This is a genomic window from Leptospira montravelensis, assembly GCF_004770045.1.
Lineage (GTDB): Bacteria > Spirochaetota > Leptospiria > Leptospirales > Leptospiraceae > Leptospira_A > Leptospira_A montravelensis.
On record NZ_RQFO01000020.1, the window covers coordinates 13,250 to 35,067 of the forward strand.

At 35.0% G+C, this 21,818-nt stretch carries 16 protein-coding genes; 7 read left to right on the forward strand and 9 right to left on the reverse strand.

Translation table 11 applies throughout. The features are described from left to right. Positions 1-101: 101 nt before the first annotated feature. On the reverse strand, positions 102-509 hold the full coding sequence (locus tag EHQ31_RS18340) for a hypothetical protein (protein WP_135568572.1): 408 nt from the start codon (positions 507-509) through the stop codon (positions 102-104). Between the two features lie 292 nt (positions 510-801). Between EHQ31_RS18340 and EHQ31_RS18345 the strand changes: the two genes are divergently transcribed. The 3 genes from EHQ31_RS18345 to EHQ31_RS18355 are packed head-to-tail and all read left to right on the forward strand — an operon-like array spanning position 802 to position 3,985. After that, the gene (locus EHQ31_RS18345; protein ID WP_135568573.1) at positions 802-1,233 is read left to right on the forward strand and encodes a hypothetical protein; all 432 of its coding nucleotides are present in this window, start codon (positions 802-804) and stop codon (positions 1,231-1,233) included. A gap of 36 nt (positions 1,234-1,269) precedes the next feature. Next, positions 1,270-2,646, forward strand: a complete 1,377-nt coding sequence (locus tag EHQ31_RS18350; protein ID WP_208652813.1) for a TolC family protein — start codon at positions 1,270-1,272, stop codon at positions 2,644-2,646. Next, complete coding sequence (locus EHQ31_RS18355) at positions 2,636-3,985, forward strand: efflux RND transporter periplasmic adaptor subunit (protein WP_135568575.1); 1,350 nt, start codon at positions 2,636-2,638, stop codon at positions 3,983-3,985. The genes EHQ31_RS18350 and EHQ31_RS18355 overlap by 11 nt, the downstream gene beginning before the upstream one ends. Here EHQ31_RS18355 and EHQ31_RS18360 read toward each other — a convergent pair. Genes EHQ31_RS18360 through EHQ31_RS18390 form a run of 7 tightly spaced genes read right to left on the reverse strand, consistent with a single transcriptional unit; the run spans position 3,947 to position 14,923 of the window. Further along, positions 3,947-6,982, reverse strand: a complete 3,036-nt coding sequence (locus EHQ31_RS18360; protein WP_135568576.1) for an efflux RND transporter permease subunit — start codon at positions 6,980-6,982, stop codon at positions 3,947-3,949. The two genes, EHQ31_RS18355 and EHQ31_RS18360, sit on opposite strands and share 39 nt — an antisense overlap. Further along, positions 6,983-10,039 carry an efflux RND transporter permease subunit gene (locus tag EHQ31_RS18365; RefSeq protein WP_135568577.1) on the reverse strand — a complete coding sequence of 1,019 codons (3,057 nt, stop codon included), beginning with the start codon at positions 10,037-10,039 and terminating at the stop codon, positions 6,983-6,985. Then, the gene (locus EHQ31_RS18370) at positions 10,039-11,631 is read right to left on the reverse strand and encodes an Ig-like domain-containing domain (protein WP_135568578.1); all 1,593 of its coding nucleotides are present in this window, start codon (positions 11,629-11,631) and stop codon (positions 10,039-10,041) included. The genes EHQ31_RS18365 and EHQ31_RS18370 overlap by 1 nt, the downstream gene beginning before the upstream one ends. Then, positions 11,582-13,147, reverse strand: a complete 1,566-nt coding sequence (locus tag EHQ31_RS18375; RefSeq protein ID WP_135568579.1) for an Ig-like domain-containing domain — start codon at positions 13,145-13,147, stop codon at positions 11,582-11,584. Before EHQ31_RS18375 ends, EHQ31_RS18370 begins: the two co-directional genes overlap by 50 nt. Further along, a complete protein-coding gene (locus tag EHQ31_RS18380) occupies positions 13,147-13,740 on the reverse strand; it encodes a tetratricopeptide repeat protein (protein ID WP_135568580.1) in 594 nt (197 codons plus the stop codon). Before EHQ31_RS18380 ends, EHQ31_RS18375 begins: the two co-directional genes overlap by 1 nt. After that, the gene (locus EHQ31_RS18385; RefSeq protein ID WP_135568581.1) at positions 13,740-14,348 is read right to left on the reverse strand and encodes a hypothetical protein; all 609 of its coding nucleotides are present in this window, start codon (positions 14,346-14,348) and stop codon (positions 13,740-13,742) included. The genes EHQ31_RS18380 and EHQ31_RS18385 overlap by 1 nt, the downstream gene beginning before the upstream one ends. Then, positions 14,345-14,923, reverse strand: coding sequence for a tetratricopeptide repeat protein (locus EHQ31_RS18390; RefSeq protein WP_135568582.1), 579 nt, complete (start codon positions 14,921-14,923; stop codon positions 14,345-14,347). The genes EHQ31_RS18385 and EHQ31_RS18390 overlap by 4 nt, the downstream gene beginning before the upstream one ends. Positions 14,924-15,014: 91 nt before the next feature. Between EHQ31_RS18390 and EHQ31_RS18395 the strand changes: the two genes are divergently transcribed. Then, positions 15,015-15,647, forward strand: a complete 633-nt coding sequence (locus EHQ31_RS18395; RefSeq protein WP_135568583.1) for an MORN repeat-containing protein — start codon at positions 15,015-15,017, stop codon at positions 15,645-15,647. A gap of 76 nt (positions 15,648-15,723) precedes the next feature. On the opposite strand, the gene amt is transcribed toward EHQ31_RS18395, so the two are convergent. Continuing rightward, on the reverse strand, positions 15,724-17,814 hold the full coding sequence (gene amt, locus EHQ31_RS18400; RefSeq protein ID WP_135568584.1) for an ammonium transporter: 2,091 nt from the start codon (positions 17,812-17,814) through the stop codon (positions 15,724-15,726). A 606-nt stretch (positions 17,815-18,420) separates the two neighbouring features. Between amt and EHQ31_RS18405 the strand changes: the two genes are divergently transcribed. From EHQ31_RS18405 to EHQ31_RS18415, 3 genes are all read left to right on the forward strand, one after another. Then, positions 18,421-18,654, forward strand: coding sequence for a DUF167 domain-containing protein (locus EHQ31_RS18405; RefSeq protein ID WP_135568585.1), 234 nt, complete (start codon positions 18,421-18,423; stop codon positions 18,652-18,654). A gap of 105 nt (positions 18,655-18,759) precedes the next feature. Further along, a complete protein-coding gene (locus EHQ31_RS18410; RefSeq protein WP_135568586.1) occupies positions 18,760-19,473 on the forward strand; it encodes an ABC transporter ATP-binding protein in 714 nt (237 codons plus the stop codon). 44 nt (positions 19,474-19,517) lie between these two features. Further along, entirely contained in the window at positions 19,518-21,818 is a 2,301-nt protein-coding gene (locus EHQ31_RS18415) for an ABC transporter permease (protein ID WP_135568630.1), read from the forward strand.

The following is a 21,818-nucleotide window of genomic DNA, read 5'->3' on the forward strand; positions in this document are numbered from 1 at the left end:
ACAACCGTTCTGTCAGAATTGTGCTTTAACCTAACCTCTGCCTCCTAATCGTCTACAAGATTTTATAGAAAGAATATCAACTTTTACGAATGCGACATAACTTAATTCGTAATACAATTTACTATAATGTTTGTTACGTCTCCCCCACTCACCTTACCAAACCCATTACTAATTGTACATGTCTGGCCAGGAGGCTGTGTCGAGACGGTAATTACATAGTTGGTGCCATCTGGGTAACTTTTTGGAAGATAAAACCTCCCGCTTATATTAAACGGTGCTTGTTCTGCGGCGTTATTTTGTAAAAAAATGATTCCACCAAGGCCAGTAATATTACCTCCGACACGGAAATTTTTGCCAGATCCAGCTGCTTCACGAGCAGAGGATGCGGAAGATGTAGCATAATCAGAAACCAGAGTTCTTAACAATTGGTCATCTGTTTGGTCGTCCTGTTTTAACGTACAACTTACAATCATAAAGACCATTGCTGTAACATAAATTAAAGTGCGCATAACGCTTATATCCTCGGCAGATAATTTTATTTCATAAAGTACGGAAGTTAGCCGATAAATAATTCAGGTATTTAACCCAATGGGCCAAAGACTAAAAATTCTTTCAACTGTACTATTATTTTCTGTTTTATTTTCCGCACACTGCTCAACTATTCGCAAAAATTATCGGACTATTAGAACTGATGTCCAAATTACAGATTTTAGCAACGGAAAATTTGGTAAAACCCAAAAGTTCATTTTAAGGCGAATCAACCAGAAGCCAACCACTTATATTAGTGCATCCAGAGACAATTTGACCGAAAATTTAAGATACTTTTTAGTTAAAAAGGGTGCAAGTGTAGAAATTGCAAAAGAAGATCCAACTTCCCAATTAACAAACTCAGCAATTAAACCAGAAGTTAATATCTTTACACCAGAAAAATCAAGTGAACTCTCTAGAGAAACTATCAGAGAGCTTTTATCGCAACAACAAGGTGAGCTCTTAATTGATGGATATATCTATGAAAAAGATCTTGGGAATGTGATCGATCCTGATTTTACAACAGGAATCATAATCAAGATTTATTCAATAGATGGAACAATGGTAGGTGAATGTATCATTGGTTCGTTTTATTCAACTAGCGATTTTGAAGTAAATCAAATTTACGCTTCACTTATCGCAGATAAAATTGCGCAAAACTATCTCTCTTATTCTGAGAAATGGTTAGGCCTCTTTAAAAAGTAACATTAGTTTTTCATGTTAAGAAGAATAATCTGTATAATGGTAATTCCGATTTTTACAGTTCGTTCTCAATCAACAGAAAAACTATATCTTGATGTTAAAAAATCTGAAGACGTTGCGATCGAAAATTCTCCAGAGTTACGGTTACTGGGAAGTCAACAAAGAATTAAAGGTCTCATAGTAAATGAAAATTGGAGAAATTATTTTCCAACAGCTTCCGTTTCTTGGTTTCGGAACTCTAACGTTGTTGAAAATGAAGCTGACAGTAGATCTCAACGTGTTTCGTTAAACCTTGACCAAGTTATATATGATGGTGGACGAAGGAAATTGGCCTTACAAGCTGCTATGCATGATTTGGATCTTTCTAAGTACGATCTATTGCTATCGATTAATGATTTGAAATTCAAAACTCGTAATGCATATTATACGATTCTCAGTAATAAGGCACAACTAGAGTTACAAGAAAGATCGATTGAGCGACAAAAAGAACAGCTAAAGTTTGCTCAGAGAGAACTAAAATTGGGTGATACAACAGAAGTTCAAGTTCTGCAAATATCAAACCGGTTAAATGAAATTCAACTTCAACACAAACGTACAGAAATTGCGTATAATACAGGGTTGGAAGAGTTCAAAATTTTGCTCAGGTTACCTAGCATTTCTGAGGTTATTTTAAAAGATAGAATTGAAGATGGTTACGATTTTAATTTTAAAACAATTTCCGAAAAAGACTTAGTTGATTTGGCATTCCGCTCAAGAGTTGAATTTGATAGAACGAAAGCAGCAGAATTACAAGCTCTGTCTGAACATGAAATTGCAAAATCTTATTACATACCAACATTTTCCGTTGGGAGTTATTACGCTTCTGCTGGTGATAGATACGAACCCAGACAAAGAGAATATGGATTTAACTTCAAAATGAGTATGGCTTTGGGTCCCAATACTGTCCAAGACACTTCAAACTATATTGCAAGAAACCAGGATACAGATCGTGCACTCACCTCCTCTACTACTGTAGGGATCTATGACAATTTACAATATAAACGAAAAATAGCGCAATCAGGTATTGCTGCAGAACAAGCCAAAATTACTAGAAGGCAATTGGATGATATTATCCGAATAGAAGTTCATAAAGCGTTACATAATTATAGTGTTTCCTGGGAATCTATGCTTTTAGCCGACGAAAATGCAGAATCCTTTGATAAACGATTAAAGATTAAACAACGTCAAGTTGAGATTGGCGAAGTTAGACGAGTAGATTTAGCGGAAACAGAAATATTTTATCTTGAGGCGCAAAAGGCTAAGATTAATACTAGAGTACAATTTTTACTTTCTGTGTCCCAATTAGAAATGGCAGTGGGAGCCAGTTTAGACTCATTAAATTTGATTACGCAAAAAAAAGGGAAAGATGAAGAATAACTTAAAGATTGTTTTAGTGTTTAGTTTAATTATATTAAATTTTTGTTCTGACAATAAAAATGAGGCTTCTAAAAAAAAGAAAGTTACCAATAGGTCTGTTTACGTTCTAGAACAGTCTGACAAGGAACTAACAATAAACTTATTAGGGACAGTATCTCATAAAAATAAAGCTGAAGTCAGTTCTAAAGTTATAGGAAGAATTGAAAAGATTTTTAAAGAACAAGGACAAAAAGTAAGCAAAGGTGAAGCTTTAGCCAAAGTTGAAACATTGAATCTTGAATTGCAGTTGAAAAAAGATGAAGCCTCGGTTGAAATCCAAAATAAACAAATAGATCTTACTAGAGCAAAGTATATTCAAGCAAGACAGAGAATTGAAAAAGAAGTCGCAAATATAGAAAAGGCTAAAGCCGAAGAAGCCGAAGCAAAAGCAAATCTAGAAAATTTAAAAAGGACTTTAAATAATAAAAAAGATCTCTTTGAAATCGGCGGAGTCTCTGAAACTGAACTCAAGGGTGTTGAAACAGCAATGGTTTCTGCTGAAACTGCATATTTTAAAGCGCAAAAGAATTTAATTTCGATTCAAGTGGGTTACCGACCGGAAGACCTTAAAAAAAACGGCTTCAATGTTCCAACAAATCCTGAAGCACTCCGAGAAGCATATGTCGATTACAATACTATCGTCGAAAAAGCAGAACTCGATATGGCTATTGCCAATCTAAAGGCTACTCAGGCAAATATTGAAACTACTAAATTATTAATCAAAGAGTCTACACTACTCTCTCCATTAGATGGTAAGATAGCCGTTCGTAGTTTATATGTTGGTGAGACTACAAAAGAAGGTACTCCCGTATTTGTTTTAGTTGACGATTCAGAAGTCTTTTTAACTTTTCCAGTGAGTGAAGCTGACATACCTAAATTCCAAGAAGGTAAATATATCGAATTTTCAATTGATGCCCTTGGAAAAGAAAAAAAGTTTAAAGGGAAAATTGCAATTGTGTCACCAATTCTTGATGCTCAAAGTCGGACAGCTGAAATCAAAGTTGAATTTAAAAATGAAGGAAAAAAATTAAAACCTGGTATGTTCGCAAGAGGAGAATTTCATTATACCCTACCAGATGAAGGTTTTCTTATTCCAAACAATGGTTTACTTCTTTCAGAAGATAAAAAAACAGGAAAAGTCTATATCGTAAGCAAAGACAAACTTGCCTTCAGTAAAGAGGTATCAGTCATTTCAAATGAAGGTGATAAGTTCTTGATTTCCGGTCCTTTAAATGAAGGAGACAGTATCATTCTTGGAAATTTAAACGGACTTTCTGATGGCCAACCTTGGGACCAATAACTTAGAATTTATAAAAAAGTTGGCTAACGAAGGAAAAATTTCAATCGCTGATACATAACTAAAACTCATACCAAAAATTACAGCTAATGACATTGGACGCCAGAATTCTGAGCCTTCACTAGAGCCGAATATTCCTGGAATCAATGCAAAGATAGTTGTCAAAGTGGTCATCCGCATTGCTCTTTTTCTATTGATTACCGCAATTCTCATTTTTTCTGGGAACGGAATATTGTCTTCATTCCTTATCGCATTTTCAATTATCATAATAGAATTGTTAATTGATAAACCAGCTAAAAGAATAAAACCTATGTAAGTTGAAACATTATAAGTCTGGCCAAAAATAAATAGGAAGAAAGTTGTAGCAGATATGTTAATAGGAACCATCAACATTATTGGGAAACTAATTTTTAAGGACTGGAATAAAATCGCTAGTGTTCCATATATCAATCCAATGGCAAATAGAATGAACCCAAACATTTCAATTTGATTTTTCCTAAGTTTTTTTACAGCATCTCCTAAGTCATAATAATAATTTTGAGGAAAAGTAAAAGCTTTCAACTTTGCCTCAGCTTTTTCTGCGTATTCTGATAAGCTGGTATCTTTAAAATTTGCTGTTATAGTAACCATTCTTCTTTTATTCTTTCGATTAATACGTGTATCTGCTTTTGTTCGCTTAATCTCTAATAAATCGATCAAAGAAACTTTCGAATCATTAACGGGTATCAAAGAATAAGTAAGGTCATCAACAGACTTTCTATCATCGGCTCGGAATCGTACGCGAATGTCAACTTCCCTATCCCGGTCAAAAATTTTCGTTGGGATTGAACCTTGTAAGGCAGTCCGCGCAAAATCCGAAATAAATTGATTAGTTAATCCAGCTAAAGCTACTTTGTCTTGACGTAAATTTAACTGTAGCTCTTCTTTGCCTTCTCTGAATCGGAAAACGACTTGATCTGTTTCCTTAAGCTCTTTAATAGATTCGGCTATTTCTCTCGAAAGTTTTTTTAACTCTTCAAGATCGTCTCCAATAATGTCAATATCAAGTTCCTTATTGGAACCAAAAGCATTTGCATCTATATAATAAACAAATACTCCTTTAATATCATCTGTAGTATTTCTTAACTGTGTTTTAATATCTTCAGGAGAATTCCCGTTAAGGTCTTTTTTTAGTTTAATTGATAAGTCTGCATGCCATTTTTCTACCTTTGTAGAAACCTTTTCTACAAATGGATTTTTCGAAATTAATTCTTCGATTAACTTAACACTTTTGCTAGTTGCTTCAAGATTTGTCCCTGTAGGCAATTCTACACTTCCCACAATTTCTCTACTTCCTGCAAAATCGATATACTCTTTCCGGACAAAAAACATAAAAACAAAACCGAAAAAAATAATTGTAACTAACACGATTATCTTCGGAGAAATTTGTTTAATACTCAAAGAAGAAAGGAATTCATACCTTTTTTTAATGGATGCAATAAACTTCGAATAATCAATTCTTATCTTTACAAAATCTGCCTTAACAAAATTCCATTCGTTAGGAACAACACTACACAACATTGGAACAAAGATTAGCGATAAAAAGTAAGCAATTAAGATACAGGCAGTAATTGAAGTAGCCAGATCCAAGAAATTATTTTTGAAATCTGCAGAGGCGTATAATAATGGAATAAAAACAATAATGTTAGTTAAGGAAGATGCTAATAATTCCTTCCAAAGTTCATCTATCGAAATAAAAATTGGGTCAACAATTCCTTTAGAAATATTTGAATTAATACGTTCAATAACAACAATTGAACTATCAATAAGAACCCCTACTCCTAGGGCAAGACCTGCTAACGTCATTATATTTAATGATTTTTGAAGTGAGTCAAGAATAACAAAGGACAAGACAACTGCAATTGGTATGGTAATAGAAATGATAATTGTATATCTAAGATCCTTTAAAAATAGAAATACGATAATACTGCAAGCTAAAGCTCCAACTAATCCAGACATTGAAACCGAGTCTAAAGCTGCAGATATATATTTAGATTGATTATAAGCTATATCGAAGGAAATATTAGGGTATTCAAAATTTGAAACCTCTTGCTCAAGAAGTTTGCATACTTCTAAAATATTTGCACTACTATTTTTTTTTATCTGTATACTGACATTTTCGAATCCCTTTTCTCTACTTAAGTCGGACAAATCCCTTTCCCCGTCATAAATATCACTGACGTCCGTTATACGAACTACTTTCCGAGATTTCCCAACAACAAAATTTATATTTCGTAAATCCTGTATGGACTCTATTCTATTTTTCAGCCTCAACTCGCTTTCAATCTCAGGCGAATTAATTAACTTCCCCAAATAAATATCACGATTAATATTCCTGATTTCATCCATTACTTGGTTAGGTGTTAAGCCTGTTGATAACAATCTCCCTTTATCTACATCTACTCTTATTTCCCTATACCTTCCACCTATTACTATAACTTCACCTACGCCCGGAACTCTCTCAAGTATCGTTTTCAGTTTTTTTTCAGAAATTTCCCGAAGTTCCTTAAGGCTTAATAGCTTAGAAGTTAATCTGATTGTAAATACAGGCTTATCTTCTGGATTAAATCTTACGACATAGGGTTCTTCTACTTCTCTCGGAAAATTATAACGTATTAATTCAACTTTTGATTTTAATTCGACTGATTTGTACTTTAGTGGCTCCTGCGAATTGAAAAAAATAGTAATTTTAGATTCACCTTCTTCAGAACTAGATAAAATTTTTTCGACACCACCAACTCCGATAATTTGTTTCTCAATTGGTTTTGTAATTAGTTCTTCAATTCTGCTCGGGGAATTACCTGGATAACGAGTAATAATCGAAAGAATATTAGATTCTTTTTTAGGCATCAACTCATACTTCAAATTTCGAAAAGAAGCAATTCCAAAGCCGACAGCCGCAACAACAAACATCGTTACAGTTATTTTTCTTTTAACTATTGTTACGAGAAGGTTATCCAACTATTTTTCCATTAATCCTTTTTCAATCATAACCTTACTTATAATAGGTATAAAAAATAAACTGATAACAGTTGAAAATATGAGACCTCCAAAAATTGATGCCGCAAGGGATCGTTGCGATGTGGAGCCACTAATAGAAAACAACAGAGGCAAAAGTCCAAGTATTGAGGTTAGTGTTGTCGTAAGTATGGGGATTAAACGATCTTTTGCACCTTCAATAATTAATTTTTCGGTATTTTTATATTTTGCTTTTTCATCTCTATAAAACTCAACAATTAGAATTGCATTGTTTACAACGATTCCAGCCAACAAAATGGAACCAAGTAAAGACATCATATTTATAGATTCGTTAAAGATGAATAGAGAGCCAACAACACCAAATGCCGCAAGAAAAATTGAAAATATGATGAGCAATGGAAGTAAAAAACTCTCCATTGCAGCAGCAAGAGTCATGTAGACTAAAATGATCGAAAAAAACAATGCAATACCTAGTCCATTAACTGCTACATCTAAAATCTTCTTATTTTCACCAAAAGAAATTGAGGTCCCGTTTTCATTCAAGTTACCTACTCCAACAATGTTTCCAACCTGGTTATAAACACTAGAAATACTCTGGTCTTCAATTTCCATGGCCAAATATCCAATTCTTTTACCGTTCTGACGATTCAGAATACGGCTAGATTTTCTGGACTCAATAAAGGCAAAGTCTTTCAATGGAACGAATTTGTTCTCATCAACTTCAAAATTGATATCTCTTATCTTGTCGACACCAGTTCTACCTTCTTGCCCGGACCGTATTAGGATTGGAATTTCTTCATCTTTAACTTTATAAAATATAGTTTCATCACCTTTAACTATAGTTTTTAGTGAGTCACCAACGTCAGAACTTCTGAGCCCAAAGGAAGCTAATCTATTTCTATCAAAAGTGATTCTAACTTCATTCAATTCTTGATCGAAAGAAGTCTGTATGTCTTTTGATTTAAAAGTATCCTTTAGTTTGTTTTTTAGTTTTAGGATTTCAGAATTGATATCTACATAATTTCCGCCAGTAACAACAATGGAGACTTGTTCAAATGAAAATGGTAATACTTCAGATAAAATGTCTGATGATGAAATAATCTTTATCTTTTGCATTTCGTCATCCATCTCTTTCAGTTTTTCGATGAATTTGTCTTTCTTTGAAAAGCTACTAAATCTGAAGAAAATTTCTGCCCGGTTTATCCCAAACTCCGAAGTTGGGAATAATGTTAGTTCCTTTTCTTCAAACCCTAGCTTTGAGAGCATGTCTACGTTTTCATCTACGAGTGTAGCCATTTTTTCAATGTTCAAAACAACTTCAGAAGTTTTCTTTATGCGTGTACCATTTGGTAAAGTGAGTTTGATGTTAAGATCCAAACGCTGAACTTTTGGCATAAGATTTACAGCGATTAAGGAAGCAAGAATTGCAGCAAACAAAAGTGAGCCGAAAGCAACCATTAATACAAATTTTGGTTTCTCTAAAAATTTTTTTAAGAAAAAGACATAAGTTGATTCAATTTTAATAATCAAATTCTTGCTAATGTTCACCAAATAATCGTTACTCTTAAATTTTGATGAGATCATTTTGTTAAAAAAAGGAAGGAACACTAAGGAAACCATTAGAGATGAGGCCAAACAAATACAAACGCTGAGTGCAAAATCTTTAAAGATTATCCCTTCTAACCCATTCAAGTAAAAATTGGGAAGAAAAACTACAATTGAAGTTAAATTCGAAATCACTAATGCAAAAGCAATTTTAGAAGCCCCGATTTCGATTGCCAAATGTTCATCTTTAGCATTCTTTTTTTCTTTGTGAATAGATTCTAAAACAACGATTGATGAATCGACCATTAAACCAACGCCAACAGCAAGACCACCCAAAGACATCAAATTCAATGACTGTCCAATAAAGTGCATACAAATAAAAGAAACGAGGATTGATGTTGGGACTGAAAAAGTTATTAAAATTGCCTCTACCCAAGACCCGGTAAAAATTGTAAGTATAATGAAGCAAATTACAATGGATAATACTATCGAACTTCCTACATCATTCACTGAAGATAAAATTAAATCTGACCTGTCTTCAACGATTTCTAATTCTAAAATATCAGAGAACCGATCATTTAACTCACCCACAACTCCTTCAATATTTCTTGCTACCTCAACAGTGTTTTTCCCTGATTCTTTCCGAATATCCACTAATATGCATTCTGAAAAGTTTCTACGGCAAATGCTTGTTTGGTCCTTGAAAGAGTCCTTAACGTTTGCTACGCTATTAAGATAAACTGGAGCTCCACCTTCAGATGTTTTTAAAATAAGATTTTCTATTTCGCCAACGTTTGAGAAAGCACCCATTGTCCGAACAGTAACTTCATCTTCGCCTCTAATAATATTTCCTGATGGAATATTTTCATTGTTCGAAGCAATTTGTCTTTGAATCTCATTCGGAGTGATTGAATAAGATTTCATACGATTTGCATCTAGTTCAACTAATATCCGTTTTTCTAATCCGCCAGATAGGGTGATGGTTGCAACACCGTCGGTTTTTTCAAAGATAGGAATCAGATTTTTTTTGATAAAATTACGGAGACTTTTGAAGTCACTAGATTTGGAAAAAGCTGCGATTCGAACGATAGGTTTATCATTTGGATCAAATTTTAAAACAATTGGTTTTTTTACATCAATTGGCAAGGAGCCTTTCACTAAGTCCAATTTTTCTCGAATTAACACCGTTGCCAAATCAACATCTGTACCCCAACGGAACCGCACTTTAACGATGGACATCCCTTCTAAAGTTTCGGAAAAAGTTTCATCCACGCCTTCTGCAGAAGCAACTACCTCCTCAATCGGCTTTGAAACTAGAAGTTCCATTTCCTCAATAGAAGCATTAGGATATGTAGTTAAAATGGTAATAGTTGGAATCGTAATATTAGGAAATAACTCAATTTTTAATTTGGAAAAACTTATGGCGCCAATCCCAAGTATAAAAACCAGGCAAACAGTGGTCGTTACGGTTTTGCGAAGAAAGTACTTTACCATTATTGAGGGAATCTAATCAATACGGTTCGATCTGAATCCATTATATTTCCAAAGTTATCTTTGATGCCAGTACTCCCACCTCTTACGGTTATGGAATATGTCGAACCTTTGTCTAAACATTTTGCTACAGTGCCAAACACAGTGATACTAGGAGCCAACGGAGCTGGAGTTGCATTAATTGGATTATCAAAATACTCTTGGCAAGCCCCTATTGCTTGTCCAAATTCCCGACTTACAGTGAGACGTAACGAAGTCAATAAGATCTGACTGTTCACTGGTAAAGAGAGATTACAAGTGCCTAAATTTTCACCATAACAAAATCTAAAGTATAAATTCTGATCACATTCATTTGATAATGTAGGACAAGTTGTCAGTTGTGGTGTTGTAACATTGATTCGATCCTCATAAAGTTTATTTGCGAATGCTGGATCAGAATAGATACCCATAAGAAATATTTTTTGTGTTGAATCACCGAATGTATTAATATTAAAATTATATGATTTCCTGAGTCGATTATTCTGAAAATCGACAACGCCATCACTGACAGTTAAATTATAAATTGTTACTGGATCCAGAGGTTCCAAAAACCGAACCTCAAAATTTGTTGGAGATATTTGAATTAGATTATAATTCTTAGAAGGTGTGATCCTAATAGCGCCAGCCAATGGAATTGGTTGAACAGGTTCGTTAAATACTAAAGTAAAAACATCATTTCGATTGAAGCCGTCTATCACAGTTATTTCGTCAGCGATGAAATTTGGAACGGAAGGAGTCGAAATAGAAACTAAATCGGGTGACACTAAGTCATCTCCAACTGTGAAAACGACGTTTTGTGCAGTCGCTAGGTCATTCCCATTTTTATCACGTGCAGTATTCGCAACATTCAGTGAATACACAGTTCCAAAATTTAAAGGATATTTGGGAATAAATTGAAATGATTGGTCATTATCGGAAATCACTGTATTTGGAATATCGAACTCTACAGAAGGACTTAGTGAAACTGCACCAAACACTGATAACTTGTCCATTGGTTTATCAAACTTAATTGTGATTAATGAATTGGGAGATACTCCAACATCCCCATTTGCAGGAATAGTTTGGGTCACTTTTGGTTTATTTAAGTCAATTGAGTAACTGAACCTAGATCGATAGTCATCAAGTAAATTCACCCCACCTACAGATTCCGCTTTTGCTTTTCCAACACTAAAAATATACATACCCGGATCTGATAGTTTATCGTTGGGAGAAAATACCATTAGATTTCCAAGCCATGAAAAAGTTCCACCGACAGCCGAACCATCACGAATTAAACTAAAAGCAGACTGGGTGAATTCCTTGTTCATCGCTTCAGAGAATAAAATTGTAATTTTTGTATCAGGCGAAATACCAACTGAACCATCTGCTGGATCCGCTAAAAGAATCTTTGGCGGATTGGACGCAGGTAAAAGTGATGCAGTCGGTAAAAAATCGAGAGGCCCCTCCGCATTATCTAATAATTGACTACAAGATAGACTAAAAACAAATATAGAAACAAAAAAGAGTTTAGTTACCATAAAAAACAAACTCCAAATCATTCGAGAGGCTATTTTCATTTATATCGTGAAGACCACTGGTTCCTCCAGCGACTTTAAATACATATCTTGCTAAGTTTCCGGAAATGCCGCCTAATCTAACTTTAACTCTTTGTGGATTTGCGCTCGGTAAATAATCAACACTTTGAATAAAAATACTAGAAGTTACAGGACCACCAGAGAGATAATTAACGCTAATAGCATCAAATAAATTATTATCACCAGTCAATTTTAACCTTGCACTTCCTGCAGTTTGGAAAAGCAATTCTATCTCATATTGCTCTGGGCAAGTATATCTTGGCCTAAACTCGTAAGCAATGTATGGATCTATTGGGAAATTTATTGTTTGGTCAATTGGTGTTACAATCAAGTTGCAAGCTGGAGATGCAGTAAAAGATTTTCCTAAAATTTGGACCGGCGAAATATTTACACTGGTCGTAGGTTCGTCGACCAAAAAATCAATAGTATAAGATTGATTCATCCCTACACCACTAGCACTAGTAAAATCACGACCTATTGATAAACGATATTGTTGTCCCGTGGTCAATGGAGAAGAAGGTATAAATCTTAAAAGTTGATTACCTGTCCATTCGAAATGTCCATTAATACCTGGTGAAAATTTTATTTCCCCATTTATGTTTTTTATGGTCATAGGTGTGGAAAAATTAAACGTAAAATTATCAAACTTCGAAGCACCAGTAAAAGTGTTAATAAATGGATCAGGATTTATAGTCCCCCAAGCAGGGCTTACTGTAACATCTGCGATGACTGTTGGTATTTCAAGTGTCGTTGCTGTGGAAAAAGCAATTAGGTATTCTTTATCGAGAGGAATGCCCAATGCACTTTTTGCGTTTACATTAACTCGCAATCGATAAGTTGCACCTAAATTCAAAGGTGATTTTAGCCTCAATGTCAATTCGCGAAAGCTTGAATCCCAAATCGGAGTGAATAAGGCACTTGCTCCCTCAATAGTAACTGCATTATTTGTGGTAACCGGATCCATTGGTTGTGAGAATTTTACCAATAGATCTGACCCTACAGGCCAACCCAATTGTAGCTCTCCGCTAAGTGGTGGGTTTGTTGCAACTACTGTCGGGGCTCCTCCAACACCTATTGTATAAAAACTAGAAATAAAGTTTTTTGCCATTCTATTTCCGTCTTTATCTTTTGTGCTGCTTGCGTTTAAGTTAATTTCATATTTCTTTCCTTGAGTTAAGCCCGCAGAAAAATTCAATATCAATCGACTGTCAAAAACCCAAGATGGATTGAAAGAAGTATTGCCACCTGGTGCTGATATGCTAATCGCCGATTCAACCAACGAACGATCCATTGGTTTCGAAAAATCTATAATGATAGGAGAGTCAATTGGAACTTGGGTGGCTTCTGAAGAAGGATTAACAAAAAGTATCTTAGGATAAACAAAACCGTCCTCAATTCTTGCTCCCAGTAAACCTAATATATCTCCTTCATTTGGGATTTTACTACATCCCAAAAAAAGGAGAACAAAGCTGAAAACAAAAATGATTGTTGTTTTCATTATTTTCTTTTTGCTTTTTTCGTTAATTCGGGAGTTGGTTCATTTGACTCCGCTACATTACTTAAACCAGCGTTACGATATATCTCGTTAAGATCTCTTTTAATTTTGTCAGATCTTTTTGCGATTTCAATCCCATGAGAATATTGAATCAAGGCATCTTTCACATTTCCTTCTTGCTCAAACAACTTTCCAAGGTAATAATGTGCGTCTATTTGATTATCATCTAACTGTATAGCTTGTGATAATTTTTGTTTAGCATCATCTCGTTTGGATGAATCCAACATATATATTTTCCCAAGCCAGGTAAGAGAAGATGCGTTACCAGGGAAGTCATCGAGTATGTCTTGAAATGTTTCAGTTGCATTCTCGTGTTTTCCAAGATAATATTCTGTTTTCCCTTTCATTAACCTGGCGGAAACAAAACTGCTATCAGCTTTTACAGCATTTGAAAATTCTACTAATGCCTTTTCCAAACTCTTCTTTGCATAAAAATCAACGCCTTTTGCATATGAAGAAACTGCATCCTCGCGGTTTTTGCAGTTTAACACCAAAAACAATAAAGCAAAAAGTAACAGATATTTTTTATTACTCATCAGGGAATTATTGTGACCTTATTTCTTTCTTTAATTTTAGCTAAAATAACCTTTGCTTCTTCTGCTCTATTTTTTGCAGATAACTCTAGCTTTCTCCAATAAATAAATTCTTTCAGAACTAATTTCTCGGACTCAGAGAGGTTTTCTTTTTTTAAAATTCCTGCTTCCTTCAATTTTGCGACTATTTCAGTTTCGTTTGCAACTTCATCTGAAACTTTTAACCCACCAGTTTTCTCAAATATATAAAAATCTAATATACCTTTTACTAAATAAGGCTTTATATATTCTTTAAAAGACTGACTGGAAAAATCAATATCAGCAATAGCTTCCGATAATAAAATAGACTCATTGATATAATTTTCAAGATAGAGCCTTGCTTCCTCTGGATTAAAAAGAGGGGGTTTTTTTTCAAAATAAAGACGCAAGTGTCGAACATACTCTTTATATGCTTCCTTTGAAAACTTTTTATCTCCTATCAAAAACAAAGCTGGTTCACCAATTCTTTCATCAAGAATGTGCTCGGCAACACCTTGTATATTCTTGCTGCCTTTACAAGAATATACAGCCATCAAAAACAAAAGAAGAGATAAAAAAATTCTTAATTTCATTTACTCAGCTCTGAAATTCTAACTTTTGCATCTTGAACTGGTTGTTTCATCTCAGGGGATGCAATTTTAATAAAAATTTCAAAGGATTCGATCGCTTTCTTTTTATCTCCCTTTCTCATATACATTAATGCTAAATTATATCTAGCCTCGGGGAAATTTGGGTTATTCTCAGTTGCTGTTTTATAATATTCCAATGCTTTTGAGACATTCTCTTTTTTCTGATACAAAACTCCCAAATTATAGTGTGCCCTAAAAAAGTCCGGATCAATTTCCAATGACTTTTTAAAAAATAACTCAGCTTTTTCCTCATCCTTTAACAACAGATAAGTAAAACCAATATTATTCGGGTATTCAGGTGACAAAGGATCTTTGTCATGCGCTGATTCAAACTTTTTTCTAGCATCAAGTACTTCACTCTTTTGTAGTAAACCAATTCCCTCAGAGTTTAGTTTCGCTGCCTCAGATACATCCTTCAATTTACCTTCCTCGCTTTGTGCGCACACACTAGTGAATGACAACACGATCAAAGAAACAAGAACAAGCGTTATAACTTTCAAATTCTTTACCTTTTCCATTTTGGCCACGCTAACCTATTCATCGTATTACGAAAGTATTAATCTTTAATTTTATTTGACATTAAGAAATATAATTACAACTTAACCCAAAATGAAACGCTTCAAGCTCCCTCTTAATAGAAGACACCTAATTTTTGCTACATTAGGTATCGCTGCAACTTTAGTTATACTCATACTTTATGTCACTTACAACCGAGCAAAGTGTACATCCGGCGATTGTGATACTGGTTTTGGAGTTTTAGAGTTAAAAGATGGAACTTATTATGCTGGTGGCTTCCTAAACCATAGATTTCACGATTACGGAATTCTGAAACATATTAGTGGTGAAAAATATGAGGGATACTGGCATAGAGGGGAAAAAAGTGGGAAAGGCAAAATCTATTATGCTGATGGCGCTTTTTACGAAGGCAACTTCAGAAGAAATATAAAACATGGTGAAGGATATTATGTCTGGTCCGATGGAACAAAAATAGCAGGTTTTTTTGTTGATGGAGAACCACAGGGTAAGTGTACGTTAACTCTACCTAATAAATTAACTTTAATCGGAGAATACAACCGAGGGATTGTAATCAACGGAGAAGGAATTTACATTTACGATGACCAATCACGTTATATTGGGAATTGGAAAAATGGGAAAAGAAACGGCAAAGGAACCTTACTTTCTCCCACTGGTGAAATAGTAAACTCTGGGACCTGGAAAAATGACGCCTTTCAAGGAAATTAGTTTTTTTTAGATTTTGATTCAAAGTTTAAATGTTCTTTTTCCATTAGTCTTTAAATGAAAAATTTAGCATTCTCTTTTAGGTTGCAAACTGAAAATACGGCAAACTTGCCTCTGGTTCGCGTATTCTTTGTTTGACGAGGAAGGTTTTAATTTTTCCTTTCCCTTTCACTTCAATTTCTCCCCGGTCTTCCAATACAAAGTCGGATTGAATCAGGTTTGCAGTAGATTCTGTAATTTGAATTTCATTTGGTAGACCATGTGATTCCATACGCGACGCAAGGTTTACAGCATCGCCCCAAATATCGTAAATAAATTTTTTGGTCCCAATGACTCCTGCCACCACTGGACCTGTATTGATACCAATACGCATACTGAGTCTAGATCCACTTTTACCAAGTTTTAATCTCGACAATAAAGATTTCATATCCCAAGCCATGTGAGTCGCAAGTAAAGAATGATACGGGTCAGGTGCTGGTAAACCTGCCACTGCCATATAAGCATCACCAATAGTTTTAATTTTTTCCAAACGATACTTTTCAGCTAATACATCGAAATAAGAAAAAATTTCATTTAGGATGCGAACCACTGCTTCAGGTTTCATACCAGAGGAAATTTGTGTAAAGCCAACTATATCGGCAAACAATACAGATACTTCTGGATAACTATTTGCAATTAAACCTTGTTTTTCTTTCAACTCTTCTGCAATTGCCTTAGGAAGAACATTTAACAAAAGTTTTTCAGCGCGTTCTTGTTCATTTCGTACTTTTTCATAGGCATTGGCAATTTCAATTCGAGAGTCTTCATTTTCTTTTAGAGTAGTACGCACCTTTCCCAAAACTAAGTTGTATCTCTCTGCAATTTGTCCCACTTCCGTAAAAGGTTCTACAGGTACATCGAGTGCTAAATCACCCGTTTTATGTTGATAATCCATAGATAAAAATAGATCAATCAATTCGGTTGTTGCCTTATGTTCTGAAATATTCAATCCTATTCTTTCTTCAGTTTCATCAACTCGTAAACGATAAATACGGTTGATACCGTTAAAAATGATAAAAGCCACAACAAATGCAAATAGACCTATAACAACAGCTCCAAAAAGTTGGATTAGAATCAAATCCCCTCTTCCATTGGTCGCACCCAGTTTTTCAATATCTCCAAAAATCCCTACGGCAATGGTACCCCACAGCCCTCCCACTAAATGGACAGGAACGGCGCCCACAGCGTCATCGATCTTCCATCTTTCTAATATTTTCTCTGCAGGGATAGTGAGCCCACCGGATATCATTCCAATGATGGCTGCTTGCGCAGGCTCTACACAGTCAGCACTGGCAGTAATCGCAACAAGTCCCGCCAAAGATCCGTTTAATGGTGAAATTGCCTCGGGGTATCCTTTTACAAACCAAGTTAAAAATAATGCTACCATCATTGAAAAACCAGAGGCAATAATTGTATTTAGAATAACAATTGGTACAGATCCATTAAATGCTAGCGTACTTCCTCCGTTAAATCCCATCCAACCAAACCACAGAATAATACCACCTAACATCGCAAGAGGCAAGTTACTGCCAGTCACTGATTTAGAAGGTTCCCCCTCAGTAAATCTGCCAAGCCTTGGACCAACAACTAGAAGGAGCGCTAAAGAAACCCAACCTCCGACACTATGAACTTGAGTAGAACCGGCAAAGTCATGGAATCCAAGTTTCTCTAACCAACCTCTCGAAGTCTCAATGAATGTGCCTCCCCAAACCCAGTGACCTACAATGGGATAAATGATTCCTGAAATAAGAGCTGTTGCCAAAAGATAGGAAGGAAATTTTAATCGTTCTGCCACTGCACCAGAAACGATAGTAGATGCCGTTCCACAAAACATAAGTTGAAACAAAAAGAAAGTGGGAGGCCAGGCATTGTCTTTGGGGAAAGTCGGTAAAAATAAATTTGTTCCTAAAATTCCATAGAAGGAAGAACCAAACATAATACCAAATCCAAACAAATAGAATAAAAGTGTCGCAACACCAAAATCGGCGATGTTTTTAATTGCTACGTTAATCGAATTTTTTGCCCGAGTTAAACCAGACTCTAAAACTAAAAACCCACCTTGCATCATCAGCACAAGACCCGAACAAACGAGTACCCATAAAATATCTAATAGATTCTTTTGAACCGACATCCCTACCCTCAAAACTAAATTGATCCTGGTTAAATTACCTATTTCAATTGGATTCTAAGTGATAGTTACTTATATTTTCAGATCGGCAAGCCGAATTCTATGCTCAATCACCTAACAATAATTTTAATGAATTAACAAGACGTACAGAAGATACATGAATTGTTCATAATATGGGCAACTTGCTTCAACTTTAGTCCCTGCGCCACCGATCGCAGCGAAAATCCTTTCCTGAAAGGAAAGATTGTAGCGTAGAGCGGGATCGTTATGAGAACAAATTTACATCACCAAACTAATTCGAGGCGCCAAACAAAAAAAGAAAAACTATCTTTTTGGTTTATAATTTCTGAATATACGAAGGCGTTCTTTATAAAAAACATAAACGAGTTCTAATGAAATAATGGGAAATACAAAGGCACCGCCTAATGCAGCGAAAACATTTTTAATTTCTTCATGGATATGATTCTAAATCCCTGCTACATTATAAATCGCATCTTCTTATTTCTTATCCGATACTTAAAAACTTCGATCATCCGAATCTTCTACGAAATTGGTAAGATGAATAGACAAGGTTGCTTTAAATAATAAGCATTAAAAAATGTAAAAAACATGAAATTAACTGTAAAGGTAAAACCGAATAACAAAAAACCAGGATTAGAATTTATATCTGAAACAGATTGTATCGCGCGAATAAAATCTCCACCTGTAGATGGGCAGGCGAATGAGGAACTGATTTTATTACTTTCCAAACACTTTCATGTTCCAAAAAAAAATATAACGATTCTCTCTGGACTTTCATCCAAAACAAAGTTGGTTTCAGTTCTTCCAAAAGACCTAGGTTGATCATAAGATTCGAACCAGATTCATTTAATTTTAAGTTCACAGATTCTAATCCAAATCTTAAATTTGTAAATTAAGAGTTCTTTCTGCACTCATGGTATTTTTAGAATGAAAAAACCCAATATTCTTCTGGAAACGAAAAACCTTGGGAAAACGTACCAAGTAGGGGAAGTCCCTTTGGTGGCTCTCCATTCCGTTAATCTTAAATTCAATCAGGGGGAACTAACAGTAATGTTAGGTGCTTCCGGATCAGGGAAATCGACACTCCTAAATATCTTAGGGGGACTAGACACAGCAACTACTGGCGAAGTATTATTTCATGGGAAAACATTAGCATTAGAAAATGATGAAGGATTAACTAAATACCGAAGAAACCATGTAGGATTTGTATTTCAATTCTATAATTTAATTCCAAGCCTCACAGCGGAAGAAAACGTGCGTTTGGTGACAGATCTCTCAGATAAATCCATGGCACCTCTCGAAGCCCTTACGTTAGTTAAATTAGCGGATAGAAAAAACCATTTCCCTGCTCAACTTTCGGGAGGTGAACAACAGCGAGTTGCCATCGCAAGAGCCATCGCAAAAAGGCCAGAGTTACTTCTTTGCGATGAACCTACAGGCGCATTAGATTTTAAAACCGGTAGAATTGTTTTAGAAGCAATTACAGGGATCAATCAAAACTTAGGAACGACTACTGTTGTCATTACACATAATGAGTCCATTGCACAAATTGCTGACCGTATTATTTTAGTAAAAGATGGAACGATTGTTTCCGACTCAGTAAATCATCATAAAAAACCTGTATCTGAGGTTAGCTGGTGATCGGCAAAACCTTAAATATAAAATTACTTCGAGACTTAAAATCCATGTCGATTCAGGGATTAACCGTTGGTCTTGTCATCGCAGCCGGAATCAGTTATTTTTCTGCCTCCTGGGCTGCCTATTTTTCGCTGATGGATGCAAAATTAAATTTTTATAGCAAACATAACTTATGCGAAGGTTTTGTTTATTTAAACCGTGCACCAACTTACATTGAAACTAAAATAGCGGAACTACAGGGTATTTCAGACTTTGAAACAAGAATCTCGAAAGAAATTGTTTTAGATTTTCCAAATGAAGTATATCCTTCCGCAGCTCAGTTGATATCGTTGCCAGAACATACAAACACCTTATATTTAAAAAAAGGTTTTTTACCAAAACAAAATCAAGATGTAGTCATAAGTGAAAACTTTGCCAACGCCAATCAATTAGAGCCAGGATCTATTTTATCATCAATCATTGGTGGCAAACGTGTATTCTTGCATGTAACAGGCGTTGGTTTGTCTCCGGAATTTGTTTATGTATTCCGACCCGGGAACCCAATGCCTGACGACAAACACTACGGTATTATTTGGATGAAACGAGAAGCAATGGAAGCAAATTTTAACTTCGAAGGTGCATTCAATCAAATTATTTTTCATTTTGCTTCAGAAGGGCAAGAGAGGTTACGAATGATGCGTGATCTCGACGCATTATTAGATGAGTTTGGTGGAATGGGATCGAAAGAGAGAAAATCTTTACCTTCTGATTCTTTTTTGAATGATGAGTTTAGGCAACTAAGGACCACTGCTGTTTTTTTACCTGGAATTTTTTTAGCCATAGCAGCGTTTTTATTGCATATTATTTCTAATCGAATGATTTCAAAAGAAAGAGAGCAAATTGCAACCTTACGAGCGCTTGGTTATACTTCCAGAGACGTTGCTATTCATTATCTAAAACTTATTAGTTTTATCACTGCCATCAGTAGTGTTCTGGGTGTCATTGTTGGATATTTTTTAGGTAATGCAATGACAGACTTGTATGGCAGATTCTATAAATTTCCACAATTGGTTTCAATCTTTCCGGCGTCACTTGCACTGTTTAGCTTTAGTTTTGGAATCCTCATTGGAGGACTCGGTACAGTCATATCATTGCGGAGCATCATTCAATTAGATCCGGCACAAGCTATGCGCCCTGCTCCCCCTGGCACTTATACAATTTCTTTTTGGGAAACCTGGATTACCAATCTTAGAACGATACAAAGAATGGTTCTAAGGAATCTTTTCAAACGTCCTACACGAACTGCACTTACAATCCTAGGATTGTCTACTTCGATCATGATTATGATCATTGGAAATTTTATACAAGACACCGTAGGTACTTTGTTAGATCTTCAATTTAATACGATTCAAAGAGAAACACTCACACTCGTTTTTAGAATTCCTGTTGAAGATTCTATATTATTTGAATTAAAAGAGAAAAAGGGAGTTTTTTTAGCAGAAGGACAACGATCCATTCCCATTAAAATTTCTAAGAACCGGAAATCCAAAGACACAATTTTAACAGGAATTTCAGAAGGTTCTGGTTTAAGAAGAATCTTAAACCACGATTTACATCCAATCGATATACCCGTTTATGGAATTATGATGAATACCGATTTAGCAACTAGAATGGGAATTCAAAAAGGGGAATCCATTATTATTGAAACTCTTGATGGAGAAAAAAGAAAAATAGAAGTTACAGTTTCTGCATTTGCTAATGAAATTTTAGGCCAGGGAGTTTTTATCAATCGTAATAATCTAAATCGAATGTTAGATGAAGGGAGTTTGATAAATCTCGCACTTTTAAAAACGGACCCTTTAGAAGATAAAAATTTAATTGAAGAATTTAAAGACAATCCTCTAGTCATTGGTTTATTTTCCAAATCTGCCATTCTTACAGGATTTAAAGAAGTTATGCAGAGATCCCTTCAGTCAACATCCATTGTGATTTTAATATTTACAATTATCATTTCAATTGGCGTCATCTACAATACCGCAATGATCACTTTATCTGAACGTATATATGAATTAGGTAGTTTAAGAATCCTTGGATTTAGTTTAAAGGAAGTTTTTGAGATTATTGCCTGGGAACTAACTTGGCAAATACTCATTGCCATTCCTATTGGATGTTTATTAGGAAATAAAGTTGCTAATCTAATACTAAATGTCAACGAAACAGAAGGATTTAAAATTCCAGTTGTCATTTACCCTTCTACTTATTACTATTCAATCCTTCTGGCAGTATTCACTGCAGGAATCAGTTTTATCATAGTATATCAAAAATTAAAAACAATGGACTTATTAAGCGTACTCAAGGTGAGAGAATGA

Excerpts from the sequence above, each read along its gene's own strand:
- EHQ31_RS18340 (WP_135568572.1), bottom strand. The coding sequence starts at position 509 with ATGCGCACTTTAATTTATGTTACAGCAATGGTCTTTATGATTGTAAGT.
- EHQ31_RS18350 (WP_208652813.1), top strand. The coding sequence starts at position 1,270 with ATGGTAATTCCGATTTTTACAGTTCGTTCTCAATCAACAGAAAAACTA.
- EHQ31_RS18355 (WP_135568575.1), top strand. The coding sequence starts at position 2,636 with ATGAAGAATAACTTAAAGATTGTTTTAGTGTTTAGTTTAATTATATTA.
- EHQ31_RS18365 (WP_135568577.1), bottom strand. The coding sequence starts at position 10,039 with ATGGTAAAGTACTTTCTTCGCAAAACCGTAACGACCACTGTTTGCCTG.
- EHQ31_RS18370 (WP_135568578.1), bottom strand. The coding sequence starts at position 11,631 with ATGAAAATAGCCTCTCGAATGATTTGGAGTTTGTTTTTTATGGTAACT.
- EHQ31_RS18375 (WP_135568579.1), bottom strand. The coding sequence starts at position 13,147 with ATGAAAACAACAATCATTTTTGTTTTCAGCTTTGTTCTCCTTTTTTTG.
- EHQ31_RS18380 (WP_135568580.1), bottom strand. The coding sequence starts at position 13,740 with ATGAGTAATAAAAAATATCTGTTACTTTTTGCTTTATTGTTTTTGGTG.
- EHQ31_RS18385 (WP_135568581.1), bottom strand. The coding sequence starts at position 14,348 with ATGAAATTAAGAATTTTTTTATCTCTTCTTTTGTTTTTGATGGCTGTA.
- EHQ31_RS18390 (WP_135568582.1), bottom strand. The coding sequence starts at position 14,923 with ATGGAAAAGGTAAAGAATTTGAAAGTTATAACGCTTGTTCTTGTTTCT.
- EHQ31_RS18395 (WP_135568583.1), top strand. The coding sequence starts at position 15,015 with ATGAAACGCTTCAAGCTCCCTCTTAATAGAAGACACCTAATTTTTGCT.
- amt (WP_135568584.1), bottom strand. The coding sequence starts at position 17,814 with ATGTCGGTTCAAAAGAATCTATTAGATATTTTATGGGTACTCGTTTGT.
- EHQ31_RS18405 (WP_135568585.1), top strand. The coding sequence starts at position 18,421 with ATGAAATTAACTGTAAAGGTAAAACCGAATAACAAAAAACCAGGATTA.
- EHQ31_RS18410 (WP_135568586.1), top strand. The coding sequence starts at position 18,760 with ATGAAAAAACCCAATATTCTTCTGGAAACGAAAAACCTTGGGAAAACG.
- EHQ31_RS18415 (WP_135568630.1), top strand. The coding sequence starts at position 19,518 with ATGTCGATTCAGGGATTAACCGTTGGTCTTGTCATCGCAGCCGGAATC.